This is a genomic window from Citrobacter sp. XY323 (assembly GCF_025106035.1).
Taxonomy (GTDB): domain Bacteria; phylum Pseudomonadota; class Gammaproteobacteria; order Enterobacterales; family Enterobacteriaceae; genus Citrobacter; species Citrobacter braakii.
The window spans coordinates 82,995-103,442 of sequence record NZ_JANYUK010000006.1 but is presented as its reverse complement, the minus strand read 5'-3'; the positions used below and the strand labels follow the sequence as shown (position 1 = coordinate 103,442).

The 20,448-nt window shown below is 53.0% G+C and carries 15 protein-coding genes; 10 read left to right on the top strand and 5 right to left on the bottom strand.

The window, feature by feature from the left end; translation table 11 throughout:
* Positions 1-81 precede the first annotated feature (81 nt).
* Both N0B36_RS10025 and N0B36_RS10020 read left to right on the top strand, forming a co-directional pair.
* Positions 82-1,152 carry a YncE family protein gene (locus N0B36_RS10025; RefSeq protein ID WP_259687628.1) on the top strand — a complete coding sequence of 357 codons (1,071 nt, stop codon included), beginning with the start codon at positions 82-84 and terminating at the stop codon, positions 1,150-1,152.
* Positions 1,153-1,235: 83 nt separating this feature from the next.
* Complete coding sequence (locus tag N0B36_RS10020) at positions 1,236-3,245, top strand: TonB-dependent receptor domain-containing protein (RefSeq protein WP_016155530.1); 2,010 nt, start codon at positions 1,236-1,238, stop codon at positions 3,243-3,245.
* A 42-nt stretch (positions 3,246-3,287) separates the two neighbouring features.
* Here N0B36_RS10020 and N0B36_RS10015 read toward each other — a convergent pair whose 3' ends face one another.
* From N0B36_RS10015 to tamA, 3 genes are read right to left on the bottom strand one after another with little or no spacing between them, the layout of a single operon-like run.
* Complete coding sequence (locus tag N0B36_RS10015; protein ID WP_016151451.1) at positions 3,288-3,632, bottom strand: gamma-glutamylcyclotransferase; 345 nt, start codon at positions 3,630-3,632, stop codon at positions 3,288-3,290.
* A gap of 2 nt (positions 3,633-3,634) precedes the next feature.
* On the bottom strand, positions 3,635-7,411 hold the full coding sequence (tamB, locus tag N0B36_RS10010; protein ID WP_259687622.1) for an autotransporter assembly complex protein TamB: 3,777 nt from the start codon (positions 7,409-7,411) through the stop codon (positions 3,635-3,637).
* Entirely contained in the window at positions 7,408-9,141 is a 1,734-nt protein-coding gene (gene tamA / locus N0B36_RS10005) for an autotransporter assembly complex protein TamA (RefSeq protein WP_259687616.1), read from the bottom strand. Before tamA ends, tamB begins: the two co-directional genes overlap by 4 nt.
* Positions 9,142-9,353: 212 nt before the next feature.
* On the opposite strand from tamA, the gene msrA reads away from it, so the two are divergent.
* The gene (gene msrA / locus N0B36_RS10000) at positions 9,354-9,992 is read left to right on the top strand and encodes a peptide-methionine (S)-S-oxide reductase MsrA (RefSeq protein ID WP_049283035.1); all 639 of its coding nucleotides are present in this window, start codon (positions 9,354-9,356) and stop codon (positions 9,990-9,992) included.
* A gap of 7 nt (positions 9,993-9,999) precedes the next feature.
* On the opposite strand, the gene N0B36_RS09995 is transcribed toward msrA, so the two are convergent.
* Positions 10,000-11,055, bottom strand: a complete 1,056-nt coding sequence (locus N0B36_RS09995) for a LacI family DNA-binding transcriptional regulator (protein WP_047499954.1) — start codon at positions 11,053-11,055, stop codon at positions 10,000-10,002.
* Between the two features lie 190 nt (positions 11,056-11,245).
* On the opposite strand from N0B36_RS09995, the gene N0B36_RS09990 reads away from it, so the two are divergent.
* The 7 genes from N0B36_RS09990 to N0B36_RS09960 all read left to right on the top strand — a co-directional run bounded on the left by N0B36_RS09990 (position 11,246) and on the right by N0B36_RS09960 (position 19,891).
* A complete protein-coding gene (locus N0B36_RS09990) occupies positions 11,246-12,400 on the top strand; it encodes a Gfo/Idh/MocA family protein (RefSeq protein WP_103766907.1) in 1,155 nt (384 codons plus the stop codon).
* Positions 12,401-12,416: 16 nt separating this feature from the next.
* Positions 12,417-13,601 carry a Gfo/Idh/MocA family protein gene (locus tag N0B36_RS09985; protein ID WP_259687598.1) on the top strand — a complete coding sequence of 395 codons (1,185 nt, stop codon included), beginning with the start codon at positions 12,417-12,419 and terminating at the stop codon, positions 13,599-13,601.
* Positions 13,598-14,665, top strand: coding sequence for a Gfo/Idh/MocA family protein (locus tag N0B36_RS09980; protein ID WP_103766909.1), 1,068 nt, complete (start codon positions 13,598-13,600; stop codon positions 14,663-14,665). Before N0B36_RS09985 ends, N0B36_RS09980 begins: the two co-directional genes overlap by 4 nt.
* A gap of 11 nt (positions 14,666-14,676) precedes the next feature.
* Positions 14,677-15,699 carry a Gfo/Idh/MocA family protein gene (locus tag N0B36_RS09975; RefSeq protein ID WP_259687585.1) on the top strand — a complete coding sequence of 341 codons (1,023 nt, stop codon included), beginning with the start codon at positions 14,677-14,679 and terminating at the stop codon, positions 15,697-15,699.
* Positions 15,700-15,779: 80 nt separating this feature from the next.
* Positions 15,780-17,324 carry an MFS transporter gene (locus N0B36_RS09970; protein ID WP_259687580.1) on the top strand — a complete coding sequence of 515 codons (1,545 nt, stop codon included), beginning with the start codon at positions 15,780-15,782 and terminating at the stop codon, positions 17,322-17,324.
* Positions 17,325-17,334: 10 nt separating this feature from the next.
* Positions 17,335-18,405, top strand: coding sequence for a 1,4-beta-xylanase (locus N0B36_RS09965; protein WP_259687574.1), 1,071 nt, complete (start codon positions 17,335-17,337; stop codon positions 18,403-18,405).
* 145 nt (positions 18,406-18,550) lie between these two features.
* Positions 18,551-19,891 carry a hemolysin family protein gene (locus N0B36_RS09960; protein WP_003830418.1) on the top strand — a complete coding sequence of 447 codons (1,341 nt, stop codon included), beginning with the start codon at positions 18,551-18,553 and terminating at the stop codon, positions 19,889-19,891.
* Between the two features lie 67 nt (positions 19,892-19,958).
* On the opposite strand, the gene N0B36_RS09955 is transcribed toward N0B36_RS09960, so the two are convergent.
* Entirely contained in the window at positions 19,959-20,165 is a 207-nt protein-coding gene (locus N0B36_RS09955; RefSeq protein WP_003025710.1) for a DUF1107 domain-containing protein, read from the bottom strand.
* Positions 20,166-20,448 lie beyond the last annotated feature (283 nt).

Here is a 20,448-nt window from a genome sequence, read left to right as displayed (position 1 = left end):
CACATTTCATTAATCTTAATTGCGAATGATATTAGATCTCATTATCATTCTCATCATGTAAATAAATGTGAATAAAAGTCAATGAACCTCCACAATGTGAAGTCCCTGAAACGCTATTCCTGCGTGGCACTCGCCACAGCGCTGTTATTTACCAGCCTGTCCAGCGTGGCGCAGACGCTACCTGAGAAAGATTTTCTGACCCGCGATGTCGGTAATGGCGTGTATGAACTGGCGGTAGATAGCCAGCAGAATGCGCTTTTTGTCGCCTCGTCGCCGTCGTTTGATAAAGATAAAACCAGCGGGCTTATCTACAAACTCGATCTGGAGAAACTCACGACGACTGAAGTCATCGACACCAGTCGTCGTGCCTTTGCCACCGCGCTGGATGAAGAAAACCAGGTGCTGTATGTCGGCAACACGCTGGAAGGTTCAGTAACGCTAGTCGATACCCGCAGCGGTAAAGAGCTGGCGATACTGCAACTGAGCGAAGCCAAAAACCCGAAAGATATTGTTCATACGCGTGAAATGGTGCTCGATAAACAGCACCACCGTCTGTACGTTTCCGGCGTGGCTGAAAAGGGCATAGTCTGGGTGGTGGACACACAAAAGCGCGAGAAAATCGCCACCCTCGAGAACATGGGCCAGTACCCGACCGGCATGGCCGTGGATGCAAATAAGAACCGCCTGTATGTTGTGAATGGCCGAAACGAGCTTATTACGCTGGACACCACCAACCATCAAATTATTAATCGCTTTACCATTGAGCCAGATAAAAAACATTTTTTCTTGAATATTGCCCTGGATGCAAAAAATAACCGCGCATTCCTGACCGATCCGGATTTAGCGGACGTACTGGTTGTTGATCTTAATACCGGTAAGGTTATTGCACCAATTAAGGTTATTAACTCGCTGACAGTGATATATAACGAAAAACGCCAGGAAGTTTATATCACCCACCGTAATGCTAAACGCATCAGCATTGTGAACAGCAAGACCTATCAGGTAAAACAAAGCATTGAAACCAAGGCATTACCTAACAGTCTGGCGCTCTCGGCTGATGCTAACACCCTGTACGTCAGCGTCAAACAGTCGGAAAAAATGACAGGTGTGAAGCCCGACTACGTGCTGAAAATCGATCTCTCTAAATATTAATAATTAAAAAACTATCTGCACCTTGCAGCTTTTTTGAGCTGCAAGGTGATGTTTTTATTTTTTACTTTTCAGGTGTCTATATTATGAAAACGCGTCAACTTATTACGCTGACAGGGATCGTTGCATTCTCAGGCGGTGTTATTTTCCCCACTCAGGCAGAAGAACTCACCGAGACCTCACGCACTAGCGAAGATGAAATGGTGATCACCGCATCCGGATTCTCGCAGCAAAAACGCGAAGCGCCGGCCACTATTTCAGTTATCGATCGTAACACGCTGGATATTCAGCCGGACCGTAGCATCGGTGAAGCAATTAAAAACCTGCCCGGCGTCTCGGTCACCAACAGCAGCGGCATGAACGCCGGCAGCATTATGATCCGCGGCATGGACCCATCCTATACCGCTTTTATGGTCAACAGCGTCAAACAAAATACCGGTGAATCTCGCCCTTACGGACATGATATTGGTACTGAAGCCAACTTCTTACCGCCAATGGAGGCCATTGAGCGTATCGAAGTTATCCGTGGGCCGATGTCCTCGCTGTACGGTTCAGACGCCATCGGCGGTGTGGTTAACGTCATTACCAAAAAACCGTACGGCGCAAAAGAGTGGACCACGGCAATTGCTGCCAATACCTGGCTGCAGGAGCACCAGTATTTAGGTAATACCAGCCAGATGAATTTGTTTACCATGGGGCCGATTGTGCCCGATGTTCTCGGCCTTAGCGTGGCGGCCGACTGGCTTGACCGTCGCGATGACGATCGCAATAACTATTTTGGCAAACACAATCGTAAATCCGTTGATATGACATTGGGCCTGGCCGCCAGCGAGAATAACCTGTTCGATCTCAACGTGGTCACCGGTGAGCAGGAAAAAAACCGTACCCAGAAACGCGGTGCGCCGTGGTCATGGCTGTTCGATCGTAACGCCGCCACCCTGACGCATACCGGCTGGTATGCAGACGACACCATCGCGACGACCAACTACATAAACTATGAAAAAGGCCGTTCGAAGTACGTTTATGACGGACAGTCCCCGCAGTATGTGCAGATGGAGAACTACGTCGCCAATTCGCAAACCACTTTCACGCTCGACACCCATAAACTGACCGTTGGGGCGAATTTCACGCGCGAAGAGCTGAATGACCGCTTTGATGTGGCCAACAAAACGCTGCCCGGATCTGACCCGGTGACCAAAATCAGCCGTAACGGTTGGGCATTGTTTGCTGAAGACGGCTGGAGCATTGGCGATTTCATCCTGACCACGTCAGCGAGGATGGACCAGGATGACAATTTTGGCACACATATTACGCCGAAAATGTACGGTAACTGGGCCTTTAGCAATGACTGGGCGCTGAAAGGCGGCGTTTCCGCAGGCTATAAAAAACCGGAGCTGCGCGCGACGTCCAGCAACTTCGTAACCCCTTACGGCTCAACCGTACCTTATCCCTTCCTCACCGTTGGTAACGACGACCTGAAACCTGAACAAAGCGTTAACTCTGAACTGGGCCTCTACTGGACGGGAGATGCGCTATCGCTCGACAGCACCGTCTTCTATACGCAGTTCAAAGACAAAATTGCTGAACAAACTATTTGTGAAACCACGTCGACGAACCAGTGCTCCGTCAACGGCTACAACGCGGATTCCGTCAGTAAATACTTCAACGTCAGCGAGGCGGATGTATACGGTATAGAACTGAATGCCGACTGGCAGATTACCGCCGATGTAAAAGCCAACGCTAACTACACCTGGAACCACAGCGAACAAAAAAGCGGCGTTAACAAAGGCTACGCGCTCAACGATTATCCGCGCCATATGGCGAATCTGTCGCTGAACTGGGCGGCAACGCAAAGCCTGGACGTATGGAGTACGGTGAATTATCGCAGCAGTAACCGCAACAGCGGCAATAACTATAAATACGATGACTACACGATGGTGGACGTAGGCGTACGTTATCAGCTCAATAAGCACACGCAACTGATGGCTGGGGTCTACAACGTGCTGGATGAGGATCCGAAACTGACAACCGCGTGGAACGAATCCGCACAGGTGGAAGGACGCCGCTATAACCTCGGCGCGCGCGTGGAGTTTTAAATCCAGAATAAAACAACGCCACCCGAGGGTGGCGTGTTCATATCAGTACTGGTCTCGGTCTAACCAGTTACCGCTTTCAATCAGCGTTAAGCCATCAACCGGACGTTGGTACACGTACATCCATGCACTTCCGTACGGCGTTTGAATTAACTGGCGTGCGTATTCACCGCCGCGGGTACGCAGAGCGTCAAGCTCTGCCAGCGTGGCGTTATCAATACGATAAACTTCCCCGTGTACTGTTCCCTCTCCTGGAACGGCGCCTGGATAGTGGCCCAGGCTATACAACTGGTAGTTGTCGATACTGAAATTTCCCAGCAACAGGGCATTGGTCATCCAGTGGCTGTTGCCTTGTTTGGTTCGTAAACTGCCGTAGACAAATATTCGCATTGCTAAAACTCGAACTGATAGAGCAAATCAAGTGCCTGATCTACGCCAGACACTGCTTCCAGATATAGCTTAGGCATCAGACGATAACGTAGCGTGAGTGTCGCTAAGGAGTCAAATATACCCACACCATATTTCACCTGCAGACCTGGCAGTACGTATCCGCTGACAACCACCTGAGATGAATCACCCACCCCTTGTGTGTCCAGTGCCAGATTGCTTACGCCAAATGTCTCCCCGATTTTACCCACAACCTGACCACTTTGTGCAACCCCCAGACCAATAAGCATTGAAGTCATTGCCGCGCTGTCGCTCTGTTCGCTATCCAGTCCTTGTCCGCGTAGCAGGTAGGAAAGCGCCATTTGCTGCGACATCGCCGGGTCGGAGAAGATTTCCGCCTTCGGTTCATCGGCGGAGCCCGTGACACGAACCCCGGCGATCACGTCGTCTTCGGTGGCTTCCGGGTTACGAATTGCTTCGATGTTGAGTAACGGCTGATCCGGCGGGCCGGAGAACAACAGCTCACCCTTACGCACAATCAGATCCTGACCATAGGCATGGAAACGCCCGCTCGGAATATTAATTTGTCCGTTCAGCCCCAGCCCCTGCTTATCCTGCACCACTTTCAGATCGCCCGTCAGACGCGCTTTCAGACCAAAGGCGTCAATACGCACGTTGTTACCGACGTGAATGTTCAGGTTGCTGTTGATCGGAATACCTGCTGTCTGCGGTTTCTCCGGTTGCAGATTGTTGTTAAGCATGACCATATCGCTGGAAACCCCTACCGCGCTCTCCGGCAGATCGTGTACCACGATACGCGCCCACGGCACATCCACGTTGCCATCAAGGGTAAACAGGCTCGGCGTGGCTTCAAAGACCACGTCCGGCGATACGTCCAGGCGGACCATCGGCGGCACGGTAATACGAACCCTGCTGCCTTTAGCCGCAACGCGCGCCCGCCAGTTGTCTATCTGACTCCAGTCGGCATCGCCGCTCAGGTTAATTTCGCCCTGCTGCGTACGCACCACGCCCGCCAGCGTTGAGCGTGTTCCAGTGAAGTTAACGGCTAACTGGCTTGGCTGCATGTCAAACGGCATAAAGTTACCGTCGATATCCAGACCGCTCAGCTGCAGCTGTCCGAGCAGTTGCGGGCTTTGCACATCGCCGCCCAGACGTAGGTTGGCGTTGATCACCCCTGCCGCTTTTTCACCGCGCGAGAAAATGGGGTTCACCATCGCCAGATTGAAGTTGCGGATGTTGACGTTGCCGCCGAGACTGCGGCGTCCTTGCGGATCCGTCACCTGCACCTGGCCGTCAAACTGCCCGTTGTTGGTCAGGCGAATCAGCCAGCCCAGCTCGGCACGGTTATTGTGCAGGTCGGCGGTCAGATTCAGCGTTTCAAACGCCACAGGGAGCGGCGCATCGTTCACGCTTTGCGTGACCTTCACGTTACGTCCGCTCAGCGTAACCTGCCCCTGCGGCAGCCCCTCTTTGGTGGTGTCCCAGCTAACATCAGCTTTGCCAGTGAAAACGCCGCTGGCCTGGGTTGTATCCGGCATAAACGGTTTTAGCATCGCCAGGTCGAAGCGGTTAAGGTTCACCACCGCGCGTCCTTGTGCACCGGCATCAATGGTTTGCGGTACGCACAGTTCCGCATTCGGGTTGTTCCAGCAGTGTGGCCCAATGCTGATTTTCTGTTCCTGATTGCGATAATCCAGCGCGACAGGGCGGTTAAGGGACCACGGACCGACCGGCGTCTGGAAGCGGGTATCGCTTAACGCACCTTTCCAGCGCTGCTCTTTGCGATCAAAGCTACCTGCCAGGGAGAGCTGCCCGGAGACCGGTTCCCCCTGAATGCGCAGCTGCAGCTCATGCTGCTTTTCGCTACCTTTGGCATTGAGCGTCACCAGGCCAATATTCACGTCAGGCTGTACAATCCGCTCTACGCGAACGTTGAGATTACCAGCGATTTGCTCTGCCGATTTCACGTCGCCTTCGACGCGCACCTGAGCGACGGACAGCTCCTGCCAGCGCAGACCCCGGGCGGTGATATCCGCCAGCAGCTGTGGCGCTTCAACCGTACCGCGAACTTTTACCAGCCCTTTCGCCGTACCGCCCAGTCCCGGCAGCGCGTTATCCAGGCTCGGGGCATCAATCGTCGCGTCGAGATTGAGGTCTTTGACCCCCAGTTCCCCTTTAACATCGGCGCTGTTGCGTCCCAGTTCCAGATGCAGGCCCGGGATCGTCCACTGCAGGTAGCTGTTACCCTTCAGCGAACCGTGCACATTTACCTTGTTCTGCTTCACGTTGCCGGTCAGCTTCAGCTCGGGCACCTCCATCTGCCAGCTTCCGCCGTACAGACTGCCGCGAGTTTTCACCAGGCCATTCAGTTTTGATGGCCACTCCGGGATCGCTTTCGCCGTGTTAATGCCATCCAGCGTTAGCTCCCCGCGCCAGCTGATCGCCTGCTGCCAGTCCACCAGCGCTTTCAGCTCAGTTTTCCCTTCCAGCGCCGCAACGCTGAGTTTGTCGAGATTGATCTGCTGTTCGTTGCCTTTGGCGTCCAGCGTGATGGTAGCCGGAGGAATATCCTGACCTTTCACAGCGGTACGCATCGACAGCGTATAGTCGGTCATCTTACCGGTCAGTTTGAGCTTGATGTCATCAGCCTGGAACTGCTTGTCGCCAGTAAACGGCCAGTAAACCTGCTTACTCACCACCTCAAGGTTGAGCGGCAATCCGGCTTCCGCCAGACGCGCCTGCGCCCGCAGGTCCATATCCACCGGACCAGACAGATTTACGCCGACTTCCAGCTGTTCACGCAGCGCGCCGCCGACCTTCAGCTTCACCTTTTCGCCTTTTAACGGGTCGACGTTGAGCGTGCTGTTTAAAGTAATATCGACCGGCCACGTGTCGGTCAGTTGCGCCGTGCCGCTGGCTTTTACCGTCCCCTGATTCGAGTCGATATCCAGTGCATCGAGTTTCATGTTGCCGTCAATGCTGCTCACTTTCAGCAGCATGTTATGTACCGTTAAATCCGTATCCCCGGTCACGCGCAGCTGCTCGCCGCGAAACGCTTCAATGTTGAGATTGAGCGGCAGATGGACATCGGTCATTTCCGGCAGCACCGGCTTTGAGAACAGATCTTTTAGCGTTTCGCCGAGCGGTTTTTCATCCGGTTGCGGATTTTGAATCTTTGGTTCGACAACCTCTTCCTGCGCCACTTCCGCCACTTTAGGCAGGGCAATCAGCAGCCCCTGTAATGACGTTGGCTTTAGGGTTAGCGTTTTTTCCTGCCAGTTCAGGCCGGAGGTAAATTCCAGCACCGAAACCGTGGTGTCATCGATTTTGATATTGATGTTGTTCAGCGCCACGCGCGAAAGCGTGATTGGGTAAGGTGTGGAAAGGTTAAGCGGACCGCTCTCTTCCTCTTCAACCGGCGCTGATGGCGGCATCTTTTTGCTGTCGATCGCCACGTTGATATTTTTCAGCGACAGATCGTTGACGCACAGGCTGCTGTCCCACAGGCAGTTAAGCCCCACGGCCAGATGCACTTCGCCAGCATTCACCGCCACGCCAGGTTGGTCATAACGAATATTTTTGAGCGATAAATCCCGCCAGCCGCCGGTGACCTGACCAATCTCCAGCCCCGGAACCCAACGATTCGCCGCTTTGAAGATCAGATGCAGGCCCGAAGTGGTGCCGACGAGGAACGCCACCGTGCCTAACAACAGCAGGATAAAAATCAGCACGCCGAGGCTTATCTTCTTCCATAAACTCATAATTCAGGCCCCAGACCGATGTAAAACTGTAAACCATGTTCATCTTTGTCGCCCACAGGGACAGCAAAGTCGAGCTTGATGGGTCCCACTGGCGATTGCCAGCGTACACCGACCCCGGCACCGGTTTTGAAATCGCTTCTGCGGATATCGCTGACCGCTTCGCCGCTATCGACAAACATCGCGCCCCACCATTTTCCGGTCACGTTGTACTGATATTCCAGCGAGCCGGTCGCCAGTTTAGAGGCCCCTTTCAGCTTGCCGTCGCTGCCTTCAGGCGAAATAGATTTGTATTTGTAGCCGCGAATGCTGCGATCGCCCCCGGCGAAGAAACGCAGATCCGGCGGTACTTTGTCGAAGTCCCCGGTTTCGATCCAGCCGAGGTTGCCGCGCATCACAAAGCGATGACGATCGTACAGCGTGCGGATCCAGACGTTTTGCGCCTGGAAGACGGAGAAATCAACGTCTGAACCCCAGGCCGTGTTGGAGTAATCGATGGAATAACGTTGGGAGTCGCCCCAGACTGGCATCAGACCGCCGCGCGAGCGCGTCCGGCTGATCATCACGCCCGGATAGAGCAGCATGGTGGTGTTAGTGACGTTACCCTGGGTAAAGTGATCGAGGCTCCAGCGCAGGTTAATCGCGCGCTGCCAGCCGCTGGAAAGATCCCAGTAGCGGGAAACCGCAAGCGTAGTGGAGTCCTGCTCGGTATCGTTTAAATCGGTACGCTTAAAGCCCCCCTGCACCAGGTAATACTGCTCCAGCGGGTTCTTTAATAGCGGCATTTTATAACTGAAATCAAGAACCTGCTCTGGCGCAGAGATGCTGGCGCTGGTGGTCAGGCTGTGGCCATAGGAGTTCATCCACGGCTTTTTCCACGAGGTCTTCACCCGTGGACCGACGTCAGTTGAGTAACCGACCCCGGTTTCGATGGTATTTTCAGTTCGCGGCGACACCACGCCTTTCAGCGGCAGCACTTTGGTTTCACGGGCTTTATCAAATTTCGGTGCGACGACCACGGAATTAAACCATCCGGTCGCCGACAGACGACGGTTCAGTTCGCCCAGATCTTTCGACTCGTACTCTTCACCCTCTTTAAAGGGCACCAAATTTTGCAGGTACTCATCGCGAATTTGCGAGCCTTCAAAAGTGACATGCCCAAAGCGATAGCGTTCACCGCTGTTGTAATCGATATCCCAGAATGCCTGGCGGCGTTCGAGCGCTATTCCAAGCTGACTTTTATTAAATTCACTGTCGAAATAGCCTTTGCGCAGCGCCACGCTGGTGAGTGACTTTTTGAAGTTATCATAGTCCCCCTGATTCAGCACGGTGCCGATTGCCGGTCGCGTTTTCAGCAGATCCAGGTAATCTTTATCCGTACGTGCGCCACCGCGCAGAATCACTTCGGTGCCGCCAATCAGCACCGGCTCACCAGGGGTCACTTTGGCAATCAACACCTGGCGTCCTTTCGCCGGCGGCGGACGCAGCTCAAAATCAATGGTGGGCTCAAAGTAGCCCAGCGCTTTTAGCCCTTCGCGGATGGCATCATCAACGCGCGCACGAAAGCGTCGGTCTGGAGTGACTTCATCACTTTGAATCGTGGATAGCTGCGCACGGACGTTTTTCTCCAGCGGTCCTGATAATCCCTCGACCTGTAAGCGAACATTCGCTGCGGCGGCGGAGCCACTTAAGCACAGTAATCCCACCCAACATAACTGACGGATATGTGGCACATTTTCTCCTGAATATCCTTTTTTCCCACCCCTGGAAAAAAATACTATGCCGTTCCTCGGCTTAACAAAAAATCAACAATAAGAGTTGAAAAACAGACGACAACCCAAATATTTCTTATGTTTAACTCTAGACGTATTCACGCCGTTTATTGTGGGCAAAGACGCGTCTCGTTACAACCTTAACCCAAATGACTGATTTCGGGAGAACGGCCATGAGTTTATTTGATAGAAAGCATCTTGTTACTCAAGCAGATGCCCTACCTGGACGCAACACCCCGATGCCAGTGGCAACGCTGCATGCGGTTAACCAACATTCGATGACCAACGTGCCCGACGGTATGGAGATAGCCTTTTTCGCCATGGGATGTTTCTGGGGCGTTGAACGTTTATTCTGGTCATTACCCGGGGTATACAGCACAGCGGCCGGATATACCGGCGGCTACACCCCTAACCCAACCTATCGGGAAGTGTGTTCCGGCGATACCGGACACGCCGAAGCGGTACGCGTCGTCTATGATCCGCATGTTATCAGCTACGAGCAACTGCTGCAGGTGTTCTGGGAAAATCACGACCCGGCGCAGGGCATGCGTCAGGGGAACGACCAGGGGACGCAGTATCGCTCCGCCATTTACCCGTTAACGCCGGAGCAAACCGTCGCGGCACGGGCAAGCCTTGAGCGTTTTCAGGCAGCAATGACCGCCGCTGGCGACGAGCGCACTATTACAACGGAAATCACTACCGCAACCCCGTTCTACTATGCCGAGGACGACCACCAGCAGTATCTGCATAAAAATCCTTATGGGTACTGTGGCATTGGCGGGATTGGCGTTTGCCTGCCGCCAGAACGTTGATCCGCGATTAACGCGCTACCGTCACCCGCGCGGCATGGCGCGTTGCGTGGGTAACGGTTCCCCGATCCGTCACCTTTCCCTTCAACAACAGGTTAAACACGGGCGCAGAGGGGCGATTAAGACGGTTCTGTAGCAAATGCACCGCCTCCACGCCCAGTGCCCGACAGGGGATAGTGATACTGGTTACCGCGGCGACGATATGCGCATCCAGCTCCTGAACATCCGTCGTCATCAGCGACATCTCACCGGGTATCTCCACGCCACCGTTTTCCAGCACCCGCTGGATGCCCGTCGACATTGATGCCCCAGCGCAGAAAATGACCTCTGGCCACGCTTCACGCGGCGTCTCACGTAGCCAGTGGTCCATCGCACGTTCTGATTCATCCTCAGAAAACCCTTCCGTCACCAGCAGATCACGCCCGGTATCAAACGGTATCTGATATTGTCGGTAGACCTCCTTAATGCCCTCCAGACGCCAGTACAAGGTTTCCCGGCGCAGGCTGGTGACATGGAGAATACGCCGATGCCCCTGATCAAAAAGATATTGCACAGCACGGTTGCCAATTGCCCGGTGATCGGGGGATACCGCATCCAGTAACCCTTCTTTGTCCTGCGAGTTAATCAACACGCAGGGTTTATCCAGCAGTAGCGCCAGTTTATGCACGGTCGGGTCATCAATGCCGATGAGAATAATGGCATTGATATTTTTACTGTTGGCCTTTTCCTGAAAGACCTTTATGTCCGCGCGTTGCTCATCCAGTCCGCAGTAACTCAGATAGACATCATGCGGCGCTATCGCCTCAGCAATTCCGCGCGTCACTTCGAGGTAAAATGCATCGCCACGGGCGGTAAAGGTACGCAACGGGGCGAAAATGGCGATACCGTTGATCAATAGCCGTCCACTGGACAGCGAGTCCAGAACGCCCAGCCTGCGCGCGCAGCTGACAATCGCATCGCGCGCGTTATCGCTGGTATATGACTTTCCGCTAAGTACTCTCGACACCGTACTCACCGAGTACCCTGTCAGGGCAGCAATTTCGTCCATTTTTAGCTTGCCAGACATTCTGTGACCTCACTCGCAATCAATATTTGCAATTTTTTGCAAACGTAGTTCATTGACTCTAAAACACTTTTTCAATGACTGGATGAACTTCTTTTTCATCCTGCAACCGTTCTCACAAAATCACATTGTCGATATTCCAGGCGTTTCATATGTTCCGCATATCCCTTCTTTCTCATGAAAAAGGCACGACATGAAAAAAATACGCTTTGGCATTATTGGGGTTGGCAACATTGGTACCGTCCACGCGCGCTACCTGCTGGCCGGAACGGTACAAGAAGCAGCGCTCGCCGCAGTATGCGATAACAATCCTGATCAGCATGCGGCGATCCAACGGCTGGTCGGTGAAGAGGTGACACTGTTCAGCGATGCGCGTGAGATGCTGGAAAGTGGGCTGATCGACGCCGTTATCGTCGCCACACCGCACTATGACCATCCAGGTTTATCGATGATGGCCATGCGTCTTGGCATCCATACGCTGTGCGAGAAGCCTGCTGGGGTCTACACCGCGCAGGTACAAGAGATGAACGCCTGTGCGCGCGAATGCGATGTGGTGTTCGGCTTGATGTACAACCAGCGCCCCAATCCGCTGTATCAGAAAGTTAAAGATCTGATCGACAGTGGCGAACTCGGCGAGCTGCGTCGCTCTAACTGGATCATTACCAACTGGTATCGTTCGCAGAGCTATTACAACTCCGGCGGCTGGCGCGCGACCTGGAAAGGTGAAGGCGGCGGCGTGCTGCTTAATCAGGATCCGCACCAACTCGATTTATGGCAATGGCTGGTCGGCATGCCGGTACGCTTGCGTGCCTTTTGCCAGTTTGGCAAACACCGCCAGATTGAAGTTGAAGATGACGTCACGGCCTACGCGGAATACGCCAACGGCGCGACCGGCGTGTTCATCACCACCGTCGCCGAAACGCCCGGCACAAATCGCCTGGAAATTGTCGGCAGCCGGGGAAAAGTGGTAGTGGAAGAAGGCCGCCTGCGCTTCTGGAAACTACGGGAATCCGAAACCGACTTTAACGCCCGCTGGCAAAACGGTTTTGGTGAGCCGGAATGCTGGGAGGTGACTATCCCTACCGAACCAGAATGCAGCGAGCACTATGTCATTACCCGCAATTTCACCGCCGCGATTCTGCACGGCGAGCCGCTGATTGCCCCCGGTCTGGAAGGCATTCACGGCCTGACGCTTTCCAATGCGATGCACCTCTCTACCTGGACCGATGACTGGGTCGAGCTACCGATCGATGAACAGCGTTACTTCCAGTTGCTCCAACAACGTATCGCCTCTTCAGTGGAAAAAACCACGGCCAGCCGCACGCTGGACGCTTCCGGTAGCTGGTAACGCGCAGGAGAAAATCATGCTGAATATTGCCATTGTTGGAACCGGGAATATCTCCCACAACCACATTCAGGGGTATTTACAGTTCGCCGATCGTTGCCGGATTGTCGCCCTGGTTGATATCTACCCGGAGAAGGCCGAAGAGAAGAAATCACGCTATGGCCTGGGCGAAGCGCGGGTCTACCGCAGTCATCAGGCGATGCTGGACGCGGGCATCGAAGTAGATGTGGTCGATGTCTGCACTCCGCCGTACGTGCACGCAGCTATCAGCATTGATGCGCTGCAGGCCGGAAAACATGTGCTGTGCGAAAAACCGATGGCCGCCTCACTCGAAGAGTGCGATGCGATGATCGCCGCGCAAAAGGCCAGCGGGAAAACCTTATCGGTCATCGCGCAAAACCGCTTTACCGATGCCTTCTGGCGTCTGAAAACCGTTGTTGATTCCGGGCTGGCGGGCAAGATTTGCCATGCGCAGGTGGATTCATTCTGGTGGCGCGGACACTGCTATTACGACTTATGGTGGCGCGGCACGTGGCAGAAAGAAGGCGGCGGCTGCACGCTGAATCACGCAGTGCACCACATTGACGCCATTCAATGGATGCTGGGTTTCCCGGCCGAAGTGGTGGCGATGATGACTAACGTTGCTCATGACAATGCGGAAGTCGAAGACCTTAGCGCGGCTATCTTCAAATACCCCAACGGGGCACTGACACAGGTGACCGCCTCCGTGGTGCATCACGGCGAAGACCAAAAGATTGTCATTCAAGGCGAAAAGGCGCGTATTTCTGCGCCGTGGCAGGTTCATGCCAGCCAGTCGGCGGATAACGGCTTCCCGCAACCAAACAATAACGGCGAACTGGAACAGCATCTGGAGACACTTTTTCGCGCTACGCCAGCACTGCAATGGACGCTACATACCGGACAAATCGATAACCTGCTTAACGCCATCGACAAACGGACATGTCCCCTGGTCGATGGCGAACAAGGCAAGCGCTCGCTGGAGCTGATTACCGCTATCTATAAATCCGCCATCACCCGCACGGTGGTAACACTGCCCATCCACCACACCGATGCGTTTTATCGCACCAGCGGGCTGATTGAAATCGCCCCACATTTTTATGAGAAATCCGCCTCCGTGAGCAATTTCACGGAGGTGGGCGCTATCCCCCTGGGTAAAGACTTAGATTCAGGAGTTAAAAAATGAACAAGCAAGATGGAATGCACTACGCCCCTACCGGGAAGCCTCAGCCGGTCGTTGAGCCTGGCGAGTTTGTCATTGCCGCGTCCTCACTCGATCACGGTCATATCTACGGCATGTGCAACGGGTTGATTGAAGCAGGCGCCACGCTGAAATGGGTTTACGATCCCGACCCGCTCAAAATAGATCAATTTCTGCAGCATTATCCGCAAGCGCAGGTTGCCGATTCGCTCGAGACTATCCTGAACGATCGCGAGGTCCGGCAGGTTGCCGGGGCGGCAATTCCCTCTGAACGCTGCCCGCTGGGGCTGAAGGTAATGGCGGCTGGTAAAGACTACTTCACCGACAAGGCTCCGTTAACCACCCTCGCACAGCTGGAAGACGCCAAAGCAATGGTGGCGAAGACCGGACGTAAATACGCGGTCTATTACAGCGAGCGTCTGCACGTTGAAAGCGCCGTGTTTGCCGGCCAGCTAATCCATCAAGGGGCTATTGGGCGCGTGATGCAAACTCTGGGCACCGGTCCGCACCGCGAAGGCAACGGTCGCCCGAACTGGTTTTACGACAAACGCTATTTTGGCGGCATTCTGTGCGACATCGGCAGCCATCAAATCGAACAATTTCTCTTTTATACCGGCAATAGCGAGGCGCATATCGTCGCCAGCCATGTGCGTAACGTCAATCATCCGCAGTATCCGCAGTTCGAAGACTTTGGCGATGCTATGCTGGCGGGCGACAACGGGGCGACCGGCTACTTCCGCTGCGACTGGTTCACGCCGCAGGGGCTCAGTAGCTGGGGGGATGGACGCCTGACCTTGCTGGGTACCGAAGGTTACATTGAGATCCGCAAGTATGTGGATATCACCCGAGGTGAACAGGACGTGGTGTATCTGGTGAATAAAGAAGGGGAATTCCGCTACCCAGTCGCGGGCAAAGTTGGTTTTCCTTTCTTCGGCGAATTCATTCTCGATTGTCTGAATCGCACGGAAAACGCCATGACTCAGGCCCACGCCTTTAAAGCCGCAGAACTGTGCGTGAAGGCACAAATGCTGGCGAATGCCCGCACATAACCGGAGGTGACATGACAACGCTAAATGCCGCCATCATCGGCGCGGGGGCTATCCACAGCATCCACGTAAACGCCCTCCGGCTTTTGCCGAGGGTCACGCTGCGCGCGCTGGTCGATATTGATAGCGCCAACGGTTTGCAACAGGCCATCGCGTATAACTGCCGCTATTACCAGAATTACCGGGAAATGCTGCTGGATAATGACATTGACGTCGTCCATATCTGTACGCCTCACTTCGAGCACAAAAACATGATTACGGCCGCGCTTGCCGCCGGGAAACATGTGTTTTGCGAAAAACCGGTAGGGTTGAATTGCACAGAGGTAGCAGACATAGCTTACGCGGCGGCGTCTGCCCAAGGCTTACTGGGCGTGTGCTATCAAAACCGCCTTAATCCAACCAGTTTACGTATCCGCGACGAACTGGCGAAAAATACGCTCGGCAGAATGCTAAGCATTAAAGCGGTTTTGACCTGGTCGCGCTCCCGGGCTTATTACAGCGAAAGTCCGTGGCGTGGGCGTTTTGCCAGCGAAGGCGGCAGTTTACTAATCAACCAGGCTATTCATACCCTCGATCTGATGCAGTGGTTCGCAGGCGGCGTGACGCGTTTGAAAGGCGTAGTGGATAGCAGTGAACTGGCGGACGTCACTGAAGCCGAAGACAGCGCGATGGCGACCCTGCACTTTGCCAACGGCGCCCGCGGTCTGTTTTACGCCAGCAACTGTAACACCCTCGATTCACCGCTGCTGCTGGAGATCCATTGCGAGCAAGGCATGCTCCAGCTCACCGATAACACCCTGTGGCGCGTTACAGCGGACCGACGCCTGAAGCTGGATTGCGATGGTTCGCCGGACGGTCACGTCAAAAGTTACTGGGGCCTGGGCCACCAACAGGCTATTCGTCAGTTTTATCATGCTATTACTCATGGAGGTCAGACAGAATATATCAATATTAATGAAGCCCGAAAATCACTGGCGATAGTCGATGCTATTTATCATTCATCTAAAACACGACAATGGATAACCATTAATAATTAAAATTAACTCAGCGCTGAAGAATTAAATAACAACAGCCGGATAATACCGGATTACGCATACCCTACATACTGGAAAATATTATGGTCAAACCAACTGAACGCAGAGTCAGTTATGGTGTAGCGATCGGCTATGGCATTACTGATTTATTTGGCGGCGGTGCTTTCGCCATTATCGGAACATGGCTTTTATTTTTTTACACAACCTACTGCGGTTTAAGCGTGCTGGAAGCAGGATCAATATTTGCCATTGCCCGCGTGATTGATGCTGTACTTAGCCCAATTATGGGTTATATCACCGATAACTTTGGCAACACCTGGCTAGGTCGAAGATTTGGCCGTCGCCGCTTCTTTTTATTACTCAGTTGTCCTTTGATGTTTCTCTATGCCCTGCTATGGCTGACCGACATGGGTTACTGGTACTACCTGGGAACCTATCTGTCGATTGAGCTGCTGTCAGCGATGGTCCTGGTGCCGTGGGAAACCCTGGCCGCAGAAATGACTAACCGCTACGAAGAACGCAGCCGCCTCTCCGGTATGCGCATGATCTGCTCGCAGCTGGGCGGATTCCTTGCCGTATCGGTACCCGGTATCCTGATGCAGTTTACGGGCAAAGATAACCCATTTACCTATACACTAACCGGGCTGATATTTTCCGTCGTGTTCTGCCTCGCCGTGTTCATAACCTGGCGCTGCACGTGGGAGGCCAAAGACGTTCAGGAAGAGACATTTCAAGCTAACCTGCAGCGCAATAGCGGGATACTGAATCACCTTAAATATTTGATACTCGATCTGTTTTCTTCTTTCAGGATCCGGGCATTTCGCCTGCATATTATTATTTATATTTTCTCATTTACCGCTATGGATGTATTCGGGTCAGTATTTACCTATTACGTAGTTTATTGCTTGAGTCAGGATGTAGCCTCCGTTTCTGGCTGGTTAAGTATTGCCGCCTTCGCTTCAGTTTTTGGCACCTATGGGTTTATGCTATTACTGAACAAACTCAATATAACCCCATCAGCAGCACTACGCCTCGCTTACACCTGTATATTTAGCGTATTGGTATTTTTATTTGTTATTTATTACACCGAAACCCAGGTGTCCAATATTCTGTTCTCTGCGATATTTATTCTGCTTGGTATGGCTCGTTCCGGTCTTTACTATATCCCGTGGAATATCTACAGCTTTATTCCTGATATCGATGAGATGGTGACCCAACAGCGCCGCGAAGGGATTTTTGCGGGTGTTATGGTACTCACCCGTAAAAGTACGGTGGCAATCGCTATTTTGCTTATCGGCATGGTGCTGGAAGAGGCAGGCTTTGTAAAAGGCAGCGGCGCGCAGCCGGAAAGCGCATTACACGCCATTATCGGATTGATGATCTTTGCTACTGCGGCGCTGCTGGCGGTGAGTTTCTACGCCACCTACAAATTTAAACTTACCCGCGAAACCCACAAAGTTCTGCTCAAAGAGATCGCCCGCCGCATGCTGGGTGGCAACTATCGCGACTGCGATGAAGAAACCCGGGTGGTGATAAAACAGCTTACCGGCTACGAATACGATGAAGTTTGGGGTGGCAGCGCCACGCAGCGTACGGCAGGACGCGTCAGTCTCTCAGATGCCGAATAAGGAGCGCATCATGTATAACCCATGGAGCAAAACACGAGCGCAAAGCTGGTATCAAGATCAACCCTGGGGCTGCGGTTTTAACTACTTGCCGCGCACCGCGGTTAACTGGCTCGAAATGTGGCAGGTAGAGAGTTTCGATAGCAGCACTATCGATCAGGAACTCGGCTGGGCCAGCCAGTATGGCTATAACCAGCTACGAACAAATTTACCGTTTACCGTCTGGCAGCATGACCGCGATGGGCTGCTCGAGCGCATTGATCTCTTCCTGAACATTGCCCGTAGCCACGGCATAAAAGTGATGCTGACGCTGCTCGACGACTGCGCTTTTTCCGGTGATGAGCCCGTTATCGGCCAGCAAAAGGCCCCAGTTCCCGGCGTTCACAATAGCCAGGCAGCGGGTAGCCCAGGCCGCGCCTGCGTGCTGGACCGACGCTGTTGGCCGCAAATTGAAGCCTACGTCAGAGATATCATCCGTTACTTTCGCCATGACTCACGTATCAGCGTCTGGGATTTATATAATGAGCCAGGCAACGGCGGGATTTTTTGTCACACTGGCGAATTTGCCCACTATGACGACAGGCTGGAAATTTACGCCTTAACCTTGATGACCCATCTGTTTGGCTGGGCACGGCAGGAGTCACCGTCTCAACCGTTGACCGTAGCGGCCTGGCATATTGACGATCGCACTGCGTGCGGGAATGCGTTTACGCATCCTGTTGATATCGCCGCGCTGCGGCTTTCCGATGTGATTAGCTACCATGCCTACGTCGATACCCCAGGCCAGTTGTCTCTTCTGTCGCAGTTGGCCGAATTTGGCAGGCCGCTCTTTTGTACCGAGTGGCTGGCACGCCATGTTGATAGCCGAATAGAAGAGCAGCTACCGCTGTTTAGCGCCCAGCGTGTTTCCAGCTTTCACTGGGGGTTGGTACAAGGGAAAACGCAAACCTGGTTGCCGTGGCCGGATATCCCGCTTGACGAAGCGACGGCGCCGCTATGGTTTCATGATGTGCTGAAGCCGGATGGTTCGCCTTATAGCGAAAGTGAGATGCAGATGGTACGTAGGCTTAACCCCGCAGAATAAGGCCAAAAAAGCTCCTCTGGCGACTTTACAGTACCTTACGCTATACTAGCTTCTGAATTTACCGGCTCAACGCCACGAGCCGGTTTTCACATGGATTTATCAACTTCTCCCTTCCGAGGATCTGGCCTTAACGGTCGGATAAGATATGTTAAACAGTATTTTAGTCATTCTCTGCCTGATCGCCGTGAGTGCGTTTTTCTCGATATCCGAGATCTCGCTTGCTGCATCACGCAAAATAAAACTTAAACTGCTTGCCGATGAAGGCAACGTAAACGCACAACGTGTTTTGAAGATGCAGGAAAACCCCGGCATGTTTTTTACCGTCGTGCAAATTGGCCTTAACGCGGTCGCTATTCTCGGTGGTATTGTCGGTGATGCGGCATTCTCCCCGGCGTTTTACAGCCTTTTCTCGAAGTACTTCACTCCAGAGCTGTCCGAACAGTTAAGCTTTATTCTGTCGTTCTCGCTGGTTACTGGCCTGTTCATCCTGTTCGCGGATTTAACTCCGAAACGCATCGGTATGATTGCGCCAGAAGCTGTGGCTTTGCGTATCATCAACCCGATGCGCTTCTGCCTGCTCGTCTTCCGCCCGCTGGTGTGGTTCTTTAACGGTCTGGCAAATAACATCTTCCGTCTGTTTAAGATCCCGATGGTGCGTAAAGACGACATCACCTCGGACGATATTTACGCCGTGGTCGAAGCGGGTGCGTTGGCAGGGGTTCTGCGTAAGCAGGAACATGAGCTGATTGAAAATGTGTTCGAACTGGAATCCCGTACCGTACCGTCTTCCATGACCTCGCGCGAGAATATTATCTGGTTCGATCTCCACGAAGATGAGCAAAGCCTGAAGAACAAGGTGGCGGAACACCCACACTCCAAATTCCTGGTGTGTAACGAAGATATCGACCACATCATTGGCTATGTCGATTCAAAGGATCTCCTCAACCGCGTACTGGCGAACCAAAGCATGGCGCTGAACAGTGGCGTACAGATCCGCAATACGCTGATTGTGCCGGATACGCTGACGCTCTCTGAAGCGCTGGAAAGCTTCAAAACCGCAGGCGAAGACTTTGCCGTCATCATGAACGAGTACGCGCTGGTGGTGGGGATTATCACGCTCAACGACGTTATGACTACGCTGATGGGCGATTTAGTCGGTCAGGGTCTGGAAGAGCAGATCGTGGCGCGCGATGAAAACTCATGGTTAGTCGATGGCGGTACGCCGATTGATGACGTTATGCGCGTCCTGGATATCGATGAGTTCCCGCAGTCCGGCAACTATGAAACCATCGGCGGCTTTATGATGTTCATGCTGCGTAAAATCCCGAAACGCACCGACTCGGTGAAGTATTCAGGCTACAAATTTGAAGTGGTGGATATCGATAACTACAAGATTGATCAGCTGCTGGTGACGCGTCTGGACAGTAAACCTACCGTACTGGTACCGAAACTGCCGGATGCAAAAGAAGAGGCAAAGGCGTCTTAACGTCCTGCAGAAACATCAACGGCTCCCATTCAGGAGCCGTTTTTTAAACTACCGCATAGCACTTTGATCAAGCCATCTCAGTTTGCAGACGCAAGACCTGACGGTTAACTTCGGACATCACGGAAAAATGCAGTTTGTCCTTCACTTTTGGGATAAGAATCTTACCCTTATCAAATTCAAAAGCGCCTACATCCTTGATATATAACCGTCCACGAAACAGGATCTTCACGTACTTCGCCACCTGCAGCGGGTTGTATCGTTGGAAAATTTTCATTGTTGTCTCCTGCTGAGCATTACGCCTTTGCGGTACCACAATCGGTCCGACAATCCTCAGGCGCAAATTTTAATGCCCTATGACTATAGACTATCTCGCTCATGTTTCCAGCGTGTATAAGTTTATTTACCTTCAGGTTACAAATATTCAGAATTATCTTTTCAACGCTTCGCTGTCTTCAGTATAAGCCTTCATTTTTCGCAGGATTTGTGCGCCCGTCCGCAAACTGGCATCGCGCTTGCGGGAAAAAGCATCAATCGCACATATGATTAAATTCCAGACC

What these genes read in the sequence shown, in the direction of transcription:
- N0B36_RS10025 (WP_259687628.1), top strand. Translation starts at nt 82, where the DNA reads ATGAACCTCCACAATGTGAAGTCCCTGAAACGCTATTCCTGCGTGGCA.
- N0B36_RS10020 (WP_016155530.1), top strand. Translation starts at nt 1,236, where the DNA reads ATGAAAACGCGTCAACTTATTACGCTGACAGGGATCGTTGCATTCTCA.
- N0B36_RS10015 (WP_016151451.1), bottom strand. Translation starts at nt 3,632, where the DNA reads ATGCGAATATTTGTCTACGGCAGTTTACGAACCAAACAAGGCAACAGC.
- tamB (WP_259687622.1), bottom strand. Translation starts at nt 7,411, where the DNA reads ATGAGTTTATGGAAGAAGATAAGCCTCGGCGTGCTGATTTTTATCCTG.
- msrA (WP_049283035.1), top strand. Translation starts at nt 9,354, where the DNA reads ATGAGTTTATTTGATAGAAAGCATCTTGTTACTCAAGCAGATGCCCTA.
- N0B36_RS09995 (WP_047499954.1), bottom strand. Translation starts at nt 11,055, where the DNA reads ATGTCTGGCAAGCTAAAAATGGACGAAATTGCTGCCCTGACAGGGTAC.
- N0B36_RS09990 (WP_103766907.1), top strand. Translation starts at nt 11,246, where the DNA reads ATGAAAAAAATACGCTTTGGCATTATTGGGGTTGGCAACATTGGTACC.
- N0B36_RS09985 (WP_259687598.1), top strand. Translation starts at nt 12,417, where the DNA reads ATGCTGAATATTGCCATTGTTGGAACCGGGAATATCTCCCACAACCAC.
- N0B36_RS09980 (WP_103766909.1), top strand. Translation starts at nt 13,598, where the DNA reads ATGAACAAGCAAGATGGAATGCACTACGCCCCTACCGGGAAGCCTCAG.
- N0B36_RS09975 (WP_259687585.1), top strand. Translation starts at nt 14,677, where the DNA reads ATGACAACGCTAAATGCCGCCATCATCGGCGCGGGGGCTATCCACAGC.
- N0B36_RS09970 (WP_259687580.1), top strand. Translation starts at nt 15,780, where the DNA reads ATGGTCAAACCAACTGAACGCAGAGTCAGTTATGGTGTAGCGATCGGC.
- N0B36_RS09965 (WP_259687574.1), top strand. Translation starts at nt 17,335, where the DNA reads ATGTATAACCCATGGAGCAAAACACGAGCGCAAAGCTGGTATCAAGAT.
- N0B36_RS09960 (WP_003830418.1), top strand. Translation starts at nt 18,551, where the DNA reads ATGTTAAACAGTATTTTAGTCATTCTCTGCCTGATCGCCGTGAGTGCG.
- N0B36_RS09955 (WP_003025710.1), bottom strand. Translation starts at nt 20,165, where the DNA reads ATGAAAATTTTCCAACGATACAACCCGCTGCAGGTGGCGAAGTACGTG.